The 16683-nt window shown below is 48.6% G+C and carries 18 protein-coding genes; 2 read left to right on the forward strand and 16 right to left on the reverse strand.

Going from position 1 to position 16683, the window contains the following annotated elements:
* Positions 1–42: 42 nt before the first annotated feature.
* From ymfI to ON063_RS01480, 12 genes are all read right to left on the reverse strand, one after another.
* A complete protein-coding gene (ymfI, locus tag ON063_RS01420) occupies positions 43–756 on the reverse strand; it encodes an elongation factor P 5-aminopentanone reductase (RefSeq protein WP_274663981.1) in 714 nt (237 codons plus the stop codon).
* On the reverse strand, positions 735–1994 hold the full coding sequence (gene yfmH, locus ON063_RS01425; RefSeq protein WP_274663982.1) for an EF-P 5-aminopentanol modification-associated protein YfmH: 1260 nt from the start codon (positions 1992–1994) through the stop codon (positions 735–737). Before yfmH ends, ymfI begins: the two co-directional genes overlap by 22 nt.
* Positions 1991–3205, reverse strand: coding sequence for an EF-P 5-aminopentanol modification-associated protein YfmF (yfmF, locus tag ON063_RS01430; protein ID WP_446719116.1), 1215 nt, complete (start codon positions 3203–3205; stop codon positions 1991–1993). Before yfmF ends, yfmH begins: the two co-directional genes overlap by 4 nt.
* Positions 3206–3237: 32 nt before the next feature.
* Entirely contained in the window at positions 3238–3789 is a 552-nt protein-coding gene (locus ON063_RS01440) for a cob(I)yrinic acid a,c-diamide adenosyltransferase (protein WP_074033223.1), read from the reverse strand.
* Between the two features lie 49 nt (positions 3790–3838).
* Positions 3839–5545, reverse strand: a complete 1707-nt coding sequence (locus ON063_RS01445; protein ID WP_274663985.1) for a sensor histidine kinase — start codon at positions 5543–5545, stop codon at positions 3839–3841.
* Complete coding sequence (locus ON063_RS01450; protein ID WP_274663986.1) at positions 5545–6261, reverse strand: response regulator transcription factor; 717 nt, start codon at positions 6259–6261, stop codon at positions 5545–5547. Before ON063_RS01450 ends, ON063_RS01445 begins: the two co-directional genes overlap by 1 nt.
* Before the next feature lie 160 nt (positions 6262–6421).
* Entirely contained in the window at positions 6422–7606 is a 1185-nt protein-coding gene (gene ccsB, locus ON063_RS01455) for a c-type cytochrome biogenesis protein CcsB (RefSeq protein ID WP_214692798.1), read from the reverse strand.
* Positions 7606–9150: a cytochrome c biogenesis protein ResB gene (gene resB, locus ON063_RS01460; RefSeq protein WP_274663987.1), complete on the reverse strand. Its 1545-nt coding sequence runs from the start codon at positions 9148–9150 to the stop codon at positions 7606–7608. Before resB ends, ccsB begins: the two co-directional genes overlap by 1 nt.
* A 19-nt stretch (positions 9151–9169) precedes the next feature.
* Positions 9170–9742 carry a redoxin domain-containing protein gene (locus ON063_RS01465; RefSeq protein ID WP_274663988.1) on the reverse strand — a complete coding sequence of 191 codons (573 nt, stop codon included), beginning with the start codon at positions 9740–9742 and terminating at the stop codon, positions 9170–9172.
* Between the two features lie 136 nt (positions 9743–9878).
* Positions 9879–10637: a pseudouridine synthase gene (locus ON063_RS01470; protein WP_074033228.1), complete on the reverse strand. Its 759-nt coding sequence runs from the start codon at positions 10635–10637 to the stop codon at positions 9879–9881.
* A 4-nt stretch (positions 10638–10641) separates the two neighbouring features.
* On the reverse strand, positions 10642–11235 hold the full coding sequence (gene scpB / locus ON063_RS01475; RefSeq protein ID WP_074033229.1) for an SMC-Scp complex subunit ScpB: 594 nt from the start codon (positions 11233–11235) through the stop codon (positions 10642–10644).
* A complete protein-coding gene (locus tag ON063_RS01480; RefSeq protein ID WP_214692804.1) occupies positions 11213–11980 on the reverse strand; it encodes a segregation/condensation protein A in 768 nt (255 codons plus the stop codon). The genes scpB and ON063_RS01480 overlap by 23 nt, the downstream gene beginning before the upstream one ends.
* An 83-nt stretch (positions 11981–12063) precedes the next feature.
* On the opposite strand from ON063_RS01480, the gene ON063_RS01485 reads away from it, so the two are divergent.
* Both ON063_RS01485 and tnpB read left to right on the forward strand, forming a co-directional pair.
* Positions 12064–12531, forward strand: coding sequence for a DUF309 domain-containing protein (locus ON063_RS01485; protein ID WP_214692805.1), 468 nt, complete (start codon positions 12064–12066; stop codon positions 12529–12531).
* A 260-nt stretch (positions 12532–12791) separates the two neighbouring features.
* Positions 12792–13880: an IS200/IS605 family element RNA-guided endonuclease TnpB gene (tnpB, locus tag ON063_RS01490; protein WP_274663989.1), complete on the forward strand. Its 1089-nt coding sequence runs from the start codon at positions 12792–12794 to the stop codon at positions 13878–13880.
* Between the two features lie 89 nt (positions 13881–13969).
* On the opposite strand, the gene ON063_RS01495 is transcribed toward tnpB, so the two are convergent.
* From ON063_RS01495 to ON063_RS01510, 4 genes are all read right to left on the reverse strand, one after another.
* A complete protein-coding gene (locus ON063_RS01495) occupies positions 13970–14266 on the reverse strand; it encodes a hypothetical protein (protein WP_274663990.1) in 297 nt (98 codons plus the stop codon).
* 91 nt (positions 14267–14357) lie between these two features.
* Positions 14358–14714: a GCN5 family acetyltransferase gene (locus ON063_RS01500; protein ID WP_031423428.1), complete on the reverse strand. Its 357-nt coding sequence runs from the start codon at positions 14712–14714 to the stop codon at positions 14358–14360.
* Positions 14715–14803: 89 nt separating this feature from the next.
* Positions 14804–15244: a peptidylprolyl isomerase gene (locus ON063_RS01505; RefSeq protein ID WP_274663991.1), complete on the reverse strand. Its 441-nt coding sequence runs from the start codon at positions 15242–15244 to the stop codon at positions 14804–14806.
* A gap of 115 nt (positions 15245–15359) precedes the next feature.
* Complete coding sequence (locus tag ON063_RS01510) at positions 15360–16661, reverse strand: pyrimidine-nucleoside phosphorylase (RefSeq protein ID WP_074033239.1); 1302 nt, start codon at positions 16659–16661, stop codon at positions 15360–15362.
* Positions 16662–16683: the final 22 nt, after the last annotated feature.

Consider the following 16683-nt stretch of genomic DNA (forward strand, 5'->3'; position numbering starts at 1 on the left):
TTAGAAGAATTGAAAAGAACTCGTTTATGCATCTTGATGAGATCATTGCCAACCGCCATCAATGCGTAATACTGTGCCGGTCATATATGAAGCATCCGATGAGCATAAAAATCGGATCGTCTTCGCCACGTCTTCAGTGGTACCAAGACGCCCAAGCGGAATGTCATCCATCACGGTTTGTTTCGACTCTTCTACCGTATCATTCATCGGCGTATCAATCCACCCTGGTGTGACCGCATTGATTCGAACATTGAACGGTCCTGCTTCACGCGCAAACGCTTTGACGAAACCGAGTTGTGCCGCTTTGACCGTAGAATAGAACACTTCGGCTGCTGCCCCGACTTCACCCCAAACGCTTGAGACGACGACAATATCTAGTGAATGGTCATACGGTTTACGCGCAACAACTGACTGAATCAATCGAACCATGGCGCGTACATGCACCTCGTAAAGTCGATCCAGCTCATCTACCGATTGGTCGACGACGAGACCGTGTAGCGCGTGACCAGCGACGTAGACGATTCGATCAACGGTATCGATTGACGACACCCATTTCTCTACTTCTGCTCGGTCCGATAAGTCACATATAATCAGTTCAGCCTGTAGCTTCTCAGTCTTCATCATTCGAGTAAGTGTCTCACGACCTCGATTCGCATGTAGCAAAAGCTCATCCTCACGAAAAGCGAGCGAGACGGCACGTCCAATCGCGCCGCTCGCTCCGACAATCAACGTCTTCATGGCTTTTTGACAACGCACACCGTTCGTTGCTCACTTCGGAACAATCGTACGTATGCTTCGTGAAGTTCATCTAATGTGATCGCATCAATCAAATTCGGAATCTCGAACAAGTTCCCGTCATTGAGTGCATACCGTGAGAACTGGTTGGCGGTAAACTCTGGCGAATTCAGTGCTTTTAAAAATTGTCCCTGCATCATCCGCTTCTTACGATTGAGCGTCTCTTGATCAAGATGAAGTGGGCGCTCCAACGCACCCGTGACACGTTCGACAAAGGCATCGACATGGGACGTTTCCATCGATAGTGCGGCGAAGGCGAACGTCTCTTCTGACGTATAATCAAATGAGAATGCATCATCAATTAATCCTTCTGCATACAGTTCCGTGTAGAGGGGGGCTGTCGTATCAAAGAGCGCGTGCATGAGGAGCTCCACCGTCAACTCTTGTTTGAGACCGGCTTCTCCAGCTTGTGGGACATCTTTATAGCCAATCATCACTTTCGGAACCGAGACATCCATCTCAATGACCCGTTCTGACAGACGAACCGTGGTTGGCTCTTCCACCGTCTCACGTGCGCTTAAAGGTGGCGCGTCAAATGATTTAGCTGCCTGATTGTCACGAATCAATTCAAGCATCTCATCCGGTTCGATGTTCCCGACGACGAACAACGCCATGTTGCTCGGATGGTAGAATGCCTGATGACACGTATACAAATCTTCTGCCGTGATTTTTGAGATCGATTCGATTGTTCCGGCGATATCGATTTTGACGGGATGCGTCTCATACATCGCTTCGATCAATCCGAAATAAAGACGCCATCCCGGATTATCTTGATACATCTGAATCTCTTGACCGATGATGCCCTTTTCTTTCTCGACTGACTCTTTCGTGAAATATGGTTCCTGAACGAAATTGAGTAGCGTTTGAACGTTTTCCGGCACGTTCGATGTCGCCCCGAACAAGTATGCCGTCCGCGTGAATGAGGTGAAGGCATTCGCTGACGCCCCTTGGCGACCGAACTGTTGGAAGACATCGCCATCCTCTTTTTCGAACATCTTATGCTCTAAGAAATGTGCGATTCCGTCCGGCACCTCTACCCAATCCTCTAATTTGAAGCGACGGTCAATCGAACCATATTTCGTCGTGAACGTCGCGAACGTTTTCTCATATCCAGTCTTCTTCAGCAAATACACGGAGAGGCCATTGTCGAGAACGTGGTGATGTAAAGTCTCTCCGACGTTTGGGAAATCTAGTTTCATGCTTCTCCTCCTTTCAGACAGTAAACTGCTTCGAGCGAAATCTCATTCGCAAGCGCGATGACGTGGTCGCGTGTCGTACTCTCGATGATTGCCATCTCTTCGTCGAGTGAAAACGGGCGTATGTCTGCACCACTCATCCATCCAATCAACTGACGAGGGCTGTCTCCGAGTTGGCGACGTTGGTGGAACAACATTTCTTTCGTCTGTTGTAACGTCTCGTCTTCGAACTCACCCGCCTGCAGTGCTATTAACTGCTCTTCGATAATGTGTTCGGTCTTTTGTTGATTTGATGCATCGATTCCCGCATACACGAACAGTTTCCGACTGAGCGAACTGTATTGTGACGCGGCATAGTAGGCCAAACTTTCTTTTTCACGGACGTTCATGAACAGCTTCGAGTGCGGGAACCCACCGAATAATCCGTTCACGACTTGCATACGGATGGCATCTTCTGTCCGCGGGTCGACGTCAATCGCGTAGGCGAGATGAAGTTTACTTTGCTTGATGTCTTGATGCTCTTCTAAGCGTTTGAACTCACCACGGCTCGGTTCGGGCAGACGTCTCGGCTGACGCGTCCCGAGCGATTCGAGCGGGTTAAATGCCTGTTCGACTTGTTGACGGTCGACATCGCCGACGACATAAATGTCGACACGATCGTTCTGAATCATCGATTGATAAGCATTGAAAAGTGATTTCGGCGTGACGTGATCGAGTTGTTCGAGCGTACCGAGAGACGGGATGGCGAGCTCGCCTCCGAGCATCTCTTGCAGACGCTGTTGAGCGAAACGCATCTTGTCATCATAAACTGACTCGATTCGCTGACGCTGCAATCGGCGTTCTTGCTCTACGATGAGCGGTTGGAACGCGCCATCATAGACATTCGGACGAAGTAACACTTCCTCCAGTAATTGAATGGCCTGACTCAAGACGTCTTCACCGACAAGATTGTCATTAACGACTTCGAGTTGAAATTGAATGACATGCTCTTTCCCAATTTTTGATGCGCCTGCATACAAGTTTGTATCATATAAATCTTCTAGCGGTGTGTGAAATAACTCAATTGATGGATAAGCTTCTGTCGATTTTTCCATAATGAATGGAAGCAGTGCCCGGTCTGCCACCGTGTCCTGAGACAGCGGGGCCGCAAACGAGACGAGGCAAGTCGTCGTTTTTAAATTTTTTGGTCGGATAGACCGAATAGTGCAATTGATGTTGGAACTGTTCGATTCCTTTCATCAGCCGATCACTCCTTTTTTCGTTTTGGTTGAAACACGGCAGCGCCGCGTGCATATTCTTGGTCCGGTACGCCTGCGACAACATTCGCATACCGTGCGACCGTGAAAAGATAGTCACTCAATCGGTTAAAATATGGAAGTTGTCGGTCGGCGACACCGAGTGCGGTCAAATCTCGTTCGACACGACGGCAAACGGATCGTGCCACATGCAGGCTCGCTGCTGCGACACTTCCTCCCGGTAAGATGAAACGCACAAGTTCTGGACATGATTTTTCCCATTCGTCCATCCATTGTTCAAGTTCCGTCACAATCGACAAATCGACCGTTTTCGGGGGCGCGTCCGTATACATCAGCTCCGAACCGAGGTCAAATAAGTCGTGCTGAATCTTCGTCAGCTGTTCCCGGAGCGACTCGTCGGTCTGTTGCGCAATCGCTAATCCGATGTGACTGTTTAATTCATCAAGATGCCCCATCGCTTCGATTTGAGGATGATGTTTGTCGACGCGGCTACCAATCAGTGATGTTTCACCCGTGTCGCCCGTGCGTGTATATCGCTTCATTCGGCTTCCCCCTTAAAATGCCACAAATGGTGACTCAGACGAGTCACCATTATGAGATATGTGGTTGTTCAAATGGTAAGTAAATGTCAAACGTCGTTCCGACACCGAGTGTGCTCGATACGCTGACCGTTCCATGGTGGGCATCGATCACATTTTTCACGATGGCTAAACCAATCCCGGTACCGGTCTTCGACCCGCTCGTCCGTGCTTTGTCAGCTTTATAGAATCGCTCAAACACGAACGGCAAGTCCTCTTTCGGAATCCCGTGTCCTGTGTCGGACAGTCGAATCTGCAACCCATCAGGCATCTCGGTCGCCTCAATTCGAATCTCTCCTGAATCGGTATGGGCAATCGCGTTGCCGATCAAGTTCGTGAATACTTGCTCGAGTCGGTCACCGTCTGCTTCAATCTGTCGATGCGGTACGTCCGTCTGTAATCGAATCTTTTTTTCAGATGCCATTTGATTGAACTTTCTCATGACACGTGGCAAGAAATCACCGATGTCGAACGAACTGAATTGCATCGTTTCTTTACCCGATTCGATGCGGGCCAAATCAAGTAAGTCGTTGACAAGTCGCGCAAGTCGAAGAGATTCGTCATAAATGATTGACGCAAACTCTTTCGTCGCCTCGTCACTTTCTGTCATCCCGTCGATGATTGCCTCTGAATAACCTTGTAGCGTCACGAGCGGTGTCCGAAGTTCATGGCTAATATTCGCCACGAAATCGGTCCGCATCTTATCGAGACGGTGGCTTTCAGATGTGTCGCGAATGACGACGACAGCTCCTTCGAAATCATCCTCCCCGATGAGCGGCGTGACCGTCAACGTATAGTAACGGTCATCTTGTTTCACTTCAATCGTCTTCTCAGCCGTCCCTTCCATCACTTCTTCATACAGTGACAGTACGACTTCATGCGGCTGACCGTCTTGAAGCAACGGACTAGCTTGTGGATTAGTGACGATCACGTTTGCGTGACGGTCGAGCGTGATGACACCGTCCGCCATCGAACGAAGAATCGAAGCTAGTTGCAGACGTTCCCGGTCTAACGCATCGACATATTTCGCCAGTTGACTGCTCATCGCGTTGAACGAGGCGGCAAGTTCTCCAATTTCGTCTCGAGTCTTCGTCTCAAGACGCAAGTCAAATTGTCCTTTCCCCGTCTTATTGACCGCATCCCGCATCGCTCGGAGCGGCGCCGTGATACGCGTCGACAAGAAGAAGGCGAACACGGTCGTCACGATGATGGCAGAAGCAACAGTCCAAAAAATGATTGTTCGTGCACCAGCATTTGCACTCGAAATCGCATCGAGTGGTTCAAGTAAGTAGAGTGTATATTGTCCGGTCGATAACGAAAACGTCGTCCGGTAGGCAAGAGCAGCTTGATCGTCGAAAGAAGAGAAATTACCGATGGCCGTCTCCCCGACTGCCTGATAGGTTTCCCAATCTTGACGTTCAAGTTCAACCATCAGCCCGTCCACTTGATTCCCGAAATTTGAACGCGTGGTCCCGTTTTCTAAAATATAGTTCGCACCATATACTTCAATGATTTGATCAATCGTCTGGGACGTGTCACCTTCATTCAACAACACCGACTGGACCTGTCCGCCAAGCTTGGCGAGATGACCACGTTCTTGGTCGATGTGAAAAGAGTTGAAAAATTCAAGCATCAATACCGAGACGATGAATAAGATGACACTGACCAAAACGAGAATCGTCAGCCACAGTTTCGTGACGATGCTGTTTCGACGAATCATCATTCACTAGCAGCTTCGAACTTGTACCCGACACCCCATACAGTCGTGATCATATGAGCCGCATCTGGTGAGACACGATTCAATTTCTCACGAAGACGTTTCACATGCGTATCAACGGTCCGAAGGTCTCCGAAAAATTCATAGTTCCATACTTCTTTCAACAACTGCTCACGAGAAAAGACTTTATCGACCTGCTTCGCAAGGAAGAACAGCAATTCATATTCTTTCGGTGTAAGGGCAATCTCTTCTCCGTCGACCGTGACACGGTGCGCATCATTGTCAATCGTCAAGTGCGGGAACACGATCAAATCTTTTGATTTCTCACTCGTCTGCATAAACTTAGTCGAGCCAGAACGACGAAGGAGTGCCTTGACGCGCAGAACGACCTCACGCGGACTGAACGGTTTCACAATGTAATCGTCCGCCCCGACTTCAAATCCTTGGACACGATCAATCTCTTCACCTTTAGCTGTAAGCATGATGACCGGTGTCGCTTTCGTTTTCCGGAGTTCTGTACACACTTCGACTCCGTCCATTTTCGGCATCATCAAATCAAGTAAGATGACGTCGTATTCGTTTTCAAGAGCGAGAGAGAGTGCCTCTTCTCCATTGACCGCTTCTTCAATCACATACTGTTCACGTTCTAAGTACATTTTCAAAAGTCGGCGAATTCTCTCTTCGTCGTCGACTACTAAAATCTTCGTTTTCTCAGCCATACCAGAAACCCTCCTAAGACCCATTACGAGTTGTAGCGAATGTTGCACAATTGTGAACATTCCACTCCCTGCCATAACTATACCACTCTATTATTTCGCTTCACAACGATGATTTGATGGACCAAATGAAAAAGAAGTCACAATTGTGACTTCTTTCGCGTCATGCATATGAATGTAGACCGGCGATGACCAAGTTGACGAAGACGAGGTTGAACATGATGATGGCAAATCCACCGACACATAACCAAGCCGCTTTCGTTCCGGTCCACCCGCGCTGGATGCGCATATGCAAGTAATAAATATAAATGAGCATCGTAATGAGGGCCCATACTTCTTTTGGATCCCAACCCCAGAAGCGGTTCCATGCAATCTGTGCCCAAATCATCGCAAAGATGAGACCGCCGAGGATGAAGACCGGCAATCCGATTGCGACCGAGCGATAGCTGATCTCATCAGCAAGGTCGAGGTCGACCTTTTTCGCAAGCGGTTGAAGCGCTTCAGCAATGCGTTTTCGCAAAATGACGAAACGGAGCAACGCATAAATCACGACACCACCGATAACCGACCAGATGAGCGTGTTCAACTTGAGTGTATTGATCCAATTCGGCAACTCAAGTGACAAACCGCTCGCTCCTGACAAGAGCTGTGCCCCTTCTGGTACGAATAGGATTGGCATGAAGTATTCATACGTCTCGACTTGACCGCGGTCATTCGTAAATTCGACGACTCCACCGGCACCGATTCCTTTGAAGAGCATCGACACGATGATGAACCCGAGTGTACACATGAGAACGAACATCGTCACTTCAAGCCACGTCCGTGATTTAGACTGTTCTTTCATCGATGTCTCATTCAATAAGAAAATGAGACCTGACGCAAAACTGATGGCCAAAATTCCTTGTCCGAGCGCTGCCGTCGTGACGTGGATTTTTAACCAGACACTGTTGAGTGCCGGAATGAGCGGTGCGACCTCACTCGAGAACATCGAGGCGAAAGCAATGACGAGTAACGCCACTGGCATCGCGAACAAACCGAGTACATCATTTTTATAAATCCCGTATACGACGAGGAACCCGAGCACCATCATCATGCCGAAGAACGTCGTATATTCATATAAGTTTGATACCGGCGCATAGCCGACACCTGCCCAACGCATAAAGAAATATGTCATTTGGGCGATAAATCCGATAATTGCCAAGATGAAGGCATACTTCCCATAGGCGACACGGTTGACGTTTCGATCCTTACGCATACCACTAACGGCAATCGTAAAGAGAACCGTTGAGATCGCGTAAAGGAAGAATGCGATAAACAGCATTCGGCTGCTCCATTCAATCCATTCCATCAAGATTCCCCTCTTTCATCTGTTGACTCGTTCTCCGACTTCGAAGTAAATCTCGCCTGATCTTCCCACATCGGTAAACCGGCCTGTTCTAATAATGGCGAAACCTCTCGACGGAGCGAGGACGGGTTTTTATTCGTAAAGCCTGCGACGAGTACCTCATCTTCATGACGACGAATCCAGACACGGCGGTGAGGCCAATACATACCCATCACAATTCCAATCATAAAGATGGTCGCACCGACAATCAGAATCGGGTACGTCGAGTCACTCTTCACTCGAAGACCGCTCGTGCTTGCCATTTCTGTGCCCGCAAATTTCACCTCGTACCGGTTTTCTTCATCGGCGACGTTGAGACGAATACCAATCAAGTTTGATTCCATTTCTCCTTCTGGTGATTCAACATTGAAGAAGAAGGCCGGATTCAGTGCACGTGGTGATTTCGTGTTCGGTTGTCCATCCTTCACCTCAAAATCAGGATACAAGTCTTTCAACGTGACCGTGACCCCGTCTAAGTCATACGACTTTTCCGGATTCTCGAGGTCGACTTTAAACGGTCCATACTCGTCACCTGTCTGTTTATCGGCAAGCATGAACGACATCGACAAGAATTCCGGACGACTTGAATATTGCTCTTGATACACTTCATATTTTTCAAACTTAAACGGGTGGTTGACTTTTGTCGAACCGACATCGACTTGTTCGAGTTGCGGCGATCCGTCCTCGTTCGTTCCCGTCTTCTTAAATAATGTCAGTTCCGTCTCATAGTTTTTTGGAACGGCTCCGGCTTTTTCAATGGCAGCTGCGAACTTCGCATCTTCCTCATTGTTCTCCGGGTCATACATTTCAAGAATGAACTGGTCGTTCCGTAAATAGTATTCCCCATCTGTCGCCTCTAGTGAGACCGTATCTCCTTCGCGAATCCACTCGAGTGTATCCGTGTGGAATGCCGGGAAAACGCGGAGCATCGCCCCGAGAAAGAAGATGACGAGACCGACGTGGTTCACGTATGGACCCCAACGACCGAAACGGTGTTTTTCAGCCAACAAGGCATCTCCGTCCCGTTTGACACTGTACCGTTTTTTCTTGAGCGAAGCTTCCATTTCATCGATTTGAGTGTCTGTTCCTTCGCCTTGTCCGAAGAGGCGTTGTCCTTTCATAAAGCGCTCTGTCCGTCTAACCGGCTGATTCTTGAGCGCTTTATAGAGCGGGACGCCACGGTCAATCGATACAACGATGAGCGAGAGCGTCAACATGACGATGAGACCGATATACCACCATGACGTATATAGGTTGTGGAATCCAAGTGCATAATAAATCGAACCTGGCGTCCCATATTCCTCCAAGTAATATTGCTCTGGAGGTAACTGTTGTGGGATGTACATTTCTTGAGGGAAAATCGTCCCGATTGCCGAGCCGACAATAATCAGCGCAATCAACCACAATCCCACTTTGACCGATGCGAAGAAGTTCCACACCCGGTCAATGACCGATTTAGGACGACGCTTCGACCGTAAATCAGCGCCTTCGTATTTCATATCTAGCATCTGTGCGTCCCCCGTTCGCTTACAATGACTTCTCGGCTAGCTCCATCAATTTTTCTTTCGTGAGTTCACCTTCATATTTTTCAATTACGTTTCCTTCACCATCGATGACGAATGTGACAGGTAAGTTATAAATGCCATAGGCTTTCTCGACTTCACTCTTCGTGTCCATCAAGATCGGATAATCGAGACCGACACCGAGGTCGTTCACGAAGTTATCGACGCGTAGCGGGGTCTCACCGACGTTCACCGCCCAAAAATCGACACCCATGTCTTGGAGGGTTGCGTAATTTTCTTGTACGACTGGCATTTCTTTCTTACAAGGTTCACAGAACGTACCCCAGAAGTTAAGAAGCATTCCTTTTCCTTCGTATGTGTCACGTTCATAAAGGGTCGTACCGTCGAGTGTGACGAGTTTGAAGTTCGGTGCCTCGTCCCCTGCCTCGATGCGTCCGTCATTACCAGCTTGGTCGAACAATTGCATGACGGTGATGGCTCCCGCAAAGAGAACGACCGTCATAATCATCAAGCGCCAAAATGACCTCTTTTTCTTTTTCGCGACCGCTTGTTCCATGCGGTCGTGATCTTTTGTCATCGTTTTCACACCATCCTTCAGTTGCTATTGTACTGAAAAAACATTAAAAACGCACATTAACAGACTTTTTTCATTTTTTTGTCACACAATTTACACAATCAAAAAAATCATCCTATTTCAGGACGATTTTTTGTTGTTATTTTTTCTTCTTTTTGCCTCGTGGTTTAGGTGGAACCGTCGGATTCGCGAGTTCACGAAGCTTGCTGATCTCTTTGTGTGAAAGTTCACGCCAGTCGCCGGTATTGAGACCGTCGAGCGTCAAGAAACCGAACTGTTCACGCTTCAGTTTGATGACCTCAGAACCGATAGCTTCGACCATGCGACGGATTTGACGATTGTGTCCTTCCGAGATGACGATCTCAAGGATGGCCGTGTTCTTTTTCTGGTCGACAGACTTCATCTTCACTTTCGCACTACCCGTTTTGAATCCGTCATCGAGCTGAACACCTGACTCCAGTTGCTTGATTGCCAAGTAAGAAGGGATGTTCTTCACTTTTGCCACATAGCGCTTTTGAATTTTATATTTCGGATGCGTCATCATGTTCGAGAACTCTCCATCATTCGTCAAGATGATGAGTCCTGTCGTGTTATAGTCAAGACGTCCGACCGGGAAAACACGTGCCCCTGGTGGCACGAGATCCGTGATCACTTTACGTCCTTTATCGTCTTCTACCGTCGACACATAGCCGCTCGGTTTATAAAGCACGTAGTAGACATGCTCTTCTTGCTCGATTTTGACGCCATCGACCTCAATCTCTGACTTCGGTCCGACTTTCGTCCCGAGTTCACGTACCACTTTTCCGTTGACGCGGACGCGACCATCCAAAATCATTTCTTCCGCTTTACGACGCGAGGCGACCCCCGCTTGTGCGATTACTTTTTGCAAACGTTCCATATGATTAATCCTTCTCCAATCTCTCTTCTTGCTTCGGTGATTCCTGACCGAAGAACAAATCGCCTTCGTCTGTCAGTTCATCCTCAAATGTTAATGGTGGTAATTCCTCGAGCGAATTAAATCCAAAGTGGTCGAGGAAATGCTCTGTCGTCCGATATAACTTGGCACGACCAATTGTTTTAGCACGACCGGCTGATTCGATTAACCCTTTTGATAATAGTGTATGAATGACTCGCTCCACTTTGACACCGCGAACCTCTTCGATGTCCGCCCGCGTGACCGGCTGCTTATAGGCGATAATGACGAGCGTCTCCATCGCCGCGCGTGAAAGTGCCTGCTCCGCCATCGTCCCGACATATTTTTGAATGTAGGGAGACACGTCTGGAACGGTCACAAGTTTGTACACACCTGCCGATTCCATGAGTTGGAACGGTCGGTTCGATGTTTTAAACGAGGCTTCTAACTTACTGAGCTGTTCTCGCGCAGCAGCCTCTGAGATGTCGAGCGTCTCTGCGAGCGCTCGGACTTCCATCCCTTCGTCCCCGACGACGAATAGCAATCCTTCGATAATCGTTTCATAGGACAGCAACCGCTTCATCCCCTTTCTTTGATGATTCGATGAACGAGATTTGAATGTCTTGGTCAAGTTGTTTCGTTTCGACGACCCGTAGCTTGATCAGCTCAAGAAGCGCCATAAACGTCACGACGAGATCTGAGACGTTCGGTCGTTCTACAAAGAAGGCGAAAAACGATGTCTGTCGCGTAGAAGAAACGTGCTCATGAAGTCTCGTCATCTGTTCCTCGAGCGTTCGCTCTTCCCGTTTAATCGTCTTTTTGCGTCGTTCTTTCCAACGTTTCCGTTCAATCATTTTAGAATAGGCATGAAGAAGGTCTGAGAAGTTCAGCGGTCCGTCGTACTTCGACACTTCCTCTGACATGTAGTTCGTCAAATCTTCTCCCGGTCGTGTGTAAAGCTCAAGACGATGTTCTTCCTGTTCACGCATAAAAACGACTGCTTCTTTATATGCTTTGTATTCAATCAATTGACGAATGAGTCCCTCACGTGTCGGTTCTTCGCTGAAGTCTGGAACATCCTCATCCTCGACCTGAACAGGCGGTAACAACTGCTTGCTCTTTAACTGGAGCAACGTCGCCGCCATGACCAAGTATTCACTGGCCACGTCGAGTTCAAATTTTTGCATCGTGCGAATATAGCCGACATACTGGTCAGTGACTTCTGCCACGGAAATGTCGACGATATCAATCTCCATTTTTCCGATCAAATGGAGCAACAGGTCGAGTGGACCTTCGAACGTATCGATTTTAACGTTATAGGCTTCCATAGAGACACCTGCCATTTTACATTTTTGCGCTTTAGTATAACATGTTTTATAACACCGTGGACACGAAAGGAGAAAAATGATTCATGACCCCTTTTATTCATTATACGTTGCTTTTTGAATGTCATGCTGATTATTTCGAATGTCATGAGGTATTAGAAGAAGCGTGGCAGGCAGACGGACGTCGTCATCACGGCTATGCGGCACTCATCCAATACGCCGTCATTCACTATCATCTACGACGAGACAATCTCATCGGCGCGAAAAAGAGCTTGCGACTCTTACGTCGAAAGATGGACATCGCTTCCCCCTATTTACATGAGCTCGGTCTGGATGTCGACTCCTTCATCGCACAGCTTGATGAATGGCCGTTACACACGAAGCTCCCCTTACAACAGGATGTTCGTGACACGGTCGAATCACTAAAACCGACATTCCCATCGACGGACCTGTCGTTCGAGGAATTGGTCCACAAGCATCTGCACCGTGACCGGAGTGAGGTCATCACAGAACGGGAGCTAGCACTTTTAAAAAGGCAACGTGCAAGAAGTTGACGTCAAGATTCAAGACGTCTCCTTTTCATAATCAATGATGATCTTTTTTAACTAAATTAGGCGAAAATTCTCCCTCCTCTAAGCGTCCCGGGGCGTAGCCCAGCGTAGGCGGGAGATGAATCGCCCGGTCCAATAGTCTTCTCCTCCTGTGACAGATATGACGAACAAAAGTTCGTGATTCCGTCAGATTCTCCCTCCCCCTCCGCGGGTAACGGATGAGGAAGACACATCACGATCTTCTGGAGGGAGAAGGGACGGACATGCTGAAAGGCTATACATACAGGCTCCACCCGACGCCGGCACAGGCCGAGTTCCTCATCAAGACGATCGGCTGCGCCCGGTTCATCTACAACAAGCTGCTCGAGGACCGCATCGCCATCCGCGAGGAGGCGAAAACGGGGAGCGGAACGAGACGGAAACCGGCGACACCCGCCTCCTACAAGCCCCTGTTCCCGTTCCTCGCCGAGGCGGACAGTCTCGCGCTCGCGAATGCGAAGCTGAACCTCGACACCGCGTTCGCGAAGTTCTTCGCCGGGACGGGCGGCTTCCCGGCCTTCAAATCGAGACGACGGTCGCGTGCCTCCTACACGACGAACAACCAGCATGGCACGATCCGCATCGAGGACGGCAAGGTGAGACTTCCTAAAATCGGCTTCGTAAAGTTCACCCAACATCGTTCATTCGAGGGCGTCATCCGGTCGGCGACGGTCTCGATGACCAAGACGGGCAAGTTCTTCGTCTCCATCCTCGTCAAACAGGACGATGAACCACGGATCCCAGCCGAGAACAAGGTCGGGATCGATCTCGGTCTGGAACACTTCGCCGTCATGACGAACGACGCGATGCTGTCGGAGAAAATCGAAAACCCACGTTTCCTTCGTAAATCCGAAGCGAAGGTCAAGAAGGCGCAGCGCGCTTTGTCACGAAAGAAGATCGGGAGCAAGAACCGTGAAAAAGCTAAGCTGATCTTAGCCAAGAAACACGAAAGAATCGCCAACCAACGCAAGGATTTCCTTCACAAGCTGTCGAGACGGATCGTTGACGAGAACCAAGTCATCGTCGTGGAGACATTGAAATCGAAGGATATGATGCAAAACCACAAGGTCGCGAAGTCCATCGGGGACGTCAGTTGGTACGAGTTCGTCCGGCAACTCGAGTACAAATCAAACTTCTACGGACGGACGCTTATCAAGGCAGACCCCTGGTACGCATCGACGCAGATCTGTTCTTCTTGTGGCGTGAAAGGCGAGAAGAAGGCGATGGACGTGCGTGAATGGACGTGTGCCTGTGGCGCGCATCATGACCGAGACATCAACGCGAGCATCAATCTGTTGATGTTGGCAAACTAAAACGAATTCCTTCAGGGTGGGAACCACCCGACGAGCTTGGTAAACAATCGTGGCTGGTAAGAGCACGGTCTTCCCAAGAAGCTCCCCCTTCAATTTGCGAAGCAAATAAGTGGCGAGTAGTTCACCTTCTTAAACGCCGTCACCCAACTCTCGAGATTGCTCCGATCATGTAAATATTCAGAAGGGGTTTCAAGTAAATCCATGCCAACTATCGTTTGTAAGCAGGACCAAACCACCTCGTCAGAAGCTGTCCAATCAAATCCATCTATATTTTCATACTGTTCCATCCACTGATATGCCCAGTCAGAAATTTCTTCTCGCGTTCGTTCTTGCCTGAGCACTTGCTCCAATCGATTGATCAGTTCATCGATTGTTACTCGATTCATGAATCCACCTCATTATAACGGGTTTTTGATTTACTCCATGCAATATGCAAAACCCCCATAATCACAATCGTGATTACGGGGGTTTTTGTCATCAGACGACTAATTGATTCCATTTATCCAATAAATCGCCCGTCTTGCCTGTACCGGTTAACGTCAAATCAAGTGGAAGTACGTTTCTCACCTCGTCTAGAAGCTCGTAAGAACGTTTCTCGCCACGGAATGATGGCGACAAGGCGATATGGTCGATGACCATCGTCGTTCCTTGCTGCTCCATTCCAATGATGCCGACGAAGTCTTCACCGACTTTCCACAAATAGAGGAACTTCGACTCTTCCTCGTCATACGATCGGACGAGTTCAAGCAAGCTAAGCGGAGATTTGTCACTGCATGAGAATGCGAGTAGACCCATCGCCGTCTTTTCATAAGAACGTTTATATTTGACCAGCATCGCTGGGTTCACCACCTTTAGTCATTCAAGTTTCACGATGTGAAGACGTGAGAGACATGGTTCATTGTGCCATAACCTTCAGGCAAAAATCAATTCTCGTCCCAAACCTTCACTTCTGCCATCTTCGTTCCTTGACGAAGTTTGACGGCATGTTCAAGACCAGATGTCACTTTACCGAAAACTGTATGGACGCCATCCAAGTGTGGTTGTGGCTCATGGACGATGAAGAACTGTGAAGACCCTGTGTTACGTCCTGCGTGTGCCATCGAGAGTGATCCCGCTTCGTGTTTGTGTGGGAAAGAAGTCGATGTCTCACATGGAATCGTATAACCAGCGCCACCCATTCCAGTACCATCCGGGCAACCGCCTTGGCTGACGAATCCAGGAATGACACGGTGGAATGTTAATCCGTTGTAGAACTCGCTGTTCGCAAGTTTTTCGAAGTTTTCGACCGTGATTGGTGCCTCGTTGTGGAATAAATCAAATTCAATCATTTCGCCATTTTCAAGTTTCATAGAACCTTTTTTCATGTTTCAAGCAACCCCTTTATTTGAATATGTATCCTGCTGTTTTACACTCACATTACCCATCTTATCAAAAAAACACGTCTGTCTCCACTTTTTTTGTGGAAACAGACGTTCTGCCTTATTGGATGACAGCGTGAACGAGTGGGCGAGCTTCTGGTTTCGTCGCACCAATTGTATACGCGTGATCTAAACGTTCGACAGCCGAAGACATGTCTTCCATGTTCGAGCGGAGTACGGCAATCACATCGCCCGCCTCGACACGGTCGCCAACTTTCTTCTCGAGCGTGATGCCTGCCGCGAAGTCGATTTTGTCTTCTTTCGTCGCACGACCTGCTCCGAGAAGCATCGCTGCGACACCGACTTCGTCTGCGATGATCGACTCGACATAACCCGCTTCTTTTGCGACGAATGTCGTCTCGTATGAAGCTTGTGGTAATTTTGTCACGTCATCGACGAGCGACGCGTCCCCACCTTGTGCTTCGACGAACTTACGGAACACCTCGAGGGCGTGACCGTCAGCAATTCGTTTTTCAAGGTCTGCATATGCTTCGTCAAACGTTGGATAGAAATCACCGAGGACAGCCATATGACCTGCAATCGTGAGCGCGATTGTTTTCAAGTCTTCTACTTCTTTACCTGAAAGAACTTCAATCGCTTCTTTTACTTCGTTCGCGTTCCCGATTTCAAAGCCGAGCGGTTGGTCCATATCTGTGATGACAGCGACCGTCTTACGACCGACGTTCTTCCCGATTGCGACCATCTCTTCTGCGAGTGCTTTCGCATCATCGAACGACTTCATGAACGCACCAGAACCCGTCTTGACGTCGAGGACGATACTGTCAGCTCCAGCTGCAATCTTTTTCGACATGATTGAACTCGCGATGAGTGGAATTGACTCAACGGTAGCCGTCACATCACGTAGCGCATAAAGACGTTTGTCAGCTGGCGTCAAGTTCCCCGTCTGACCGATAATCGACATCTTAATATCATTTACTTGTTTCGTGAATTGTTCTTCTGTCAATTCGACGTTAAAACCTGGGAACGATTCGAGTTTATCGATCGTACCACCCGTATGCCCAAGTCCACGACCACTCATTTTTGCAACCGGGATCCCGATTGACGCAACGAGTGGTGCGACGATCAAGCTGATCTTGTCACCGACGCCACCCGTTGAGTGCTTATCGACTTTCTTCCCTTCGATGTTCGAAAGATCGATTGTATCACCAGACTTCACCATTTCCATCGTCAAGGCTGCCGTCTCGTTTTCAGTCATCCCGTTGAAGTAGATGGCCATCGACAATGCCGACATCTGATAGTCAGGAATTGTTTCGTTCGTGAACCCTTCGACGACGAAGCGAATCTCCTCTTCGTTCAATTCTCCACCGTTACGTTTTTTCAAAATCAAATCGACCATACGCATAACTGTCGTCCTCCTAGAAATA

Source organism: Exiguobacterium sp. B2(2022) (assembly GCF_028823655.1).
Lineage (GTDB): Bacteria > Bacillota > Bacilli > Exiguobacteriales > Exiguobacteriaceae > Exiguobacterium > Exiguobacterium aestuarii_A.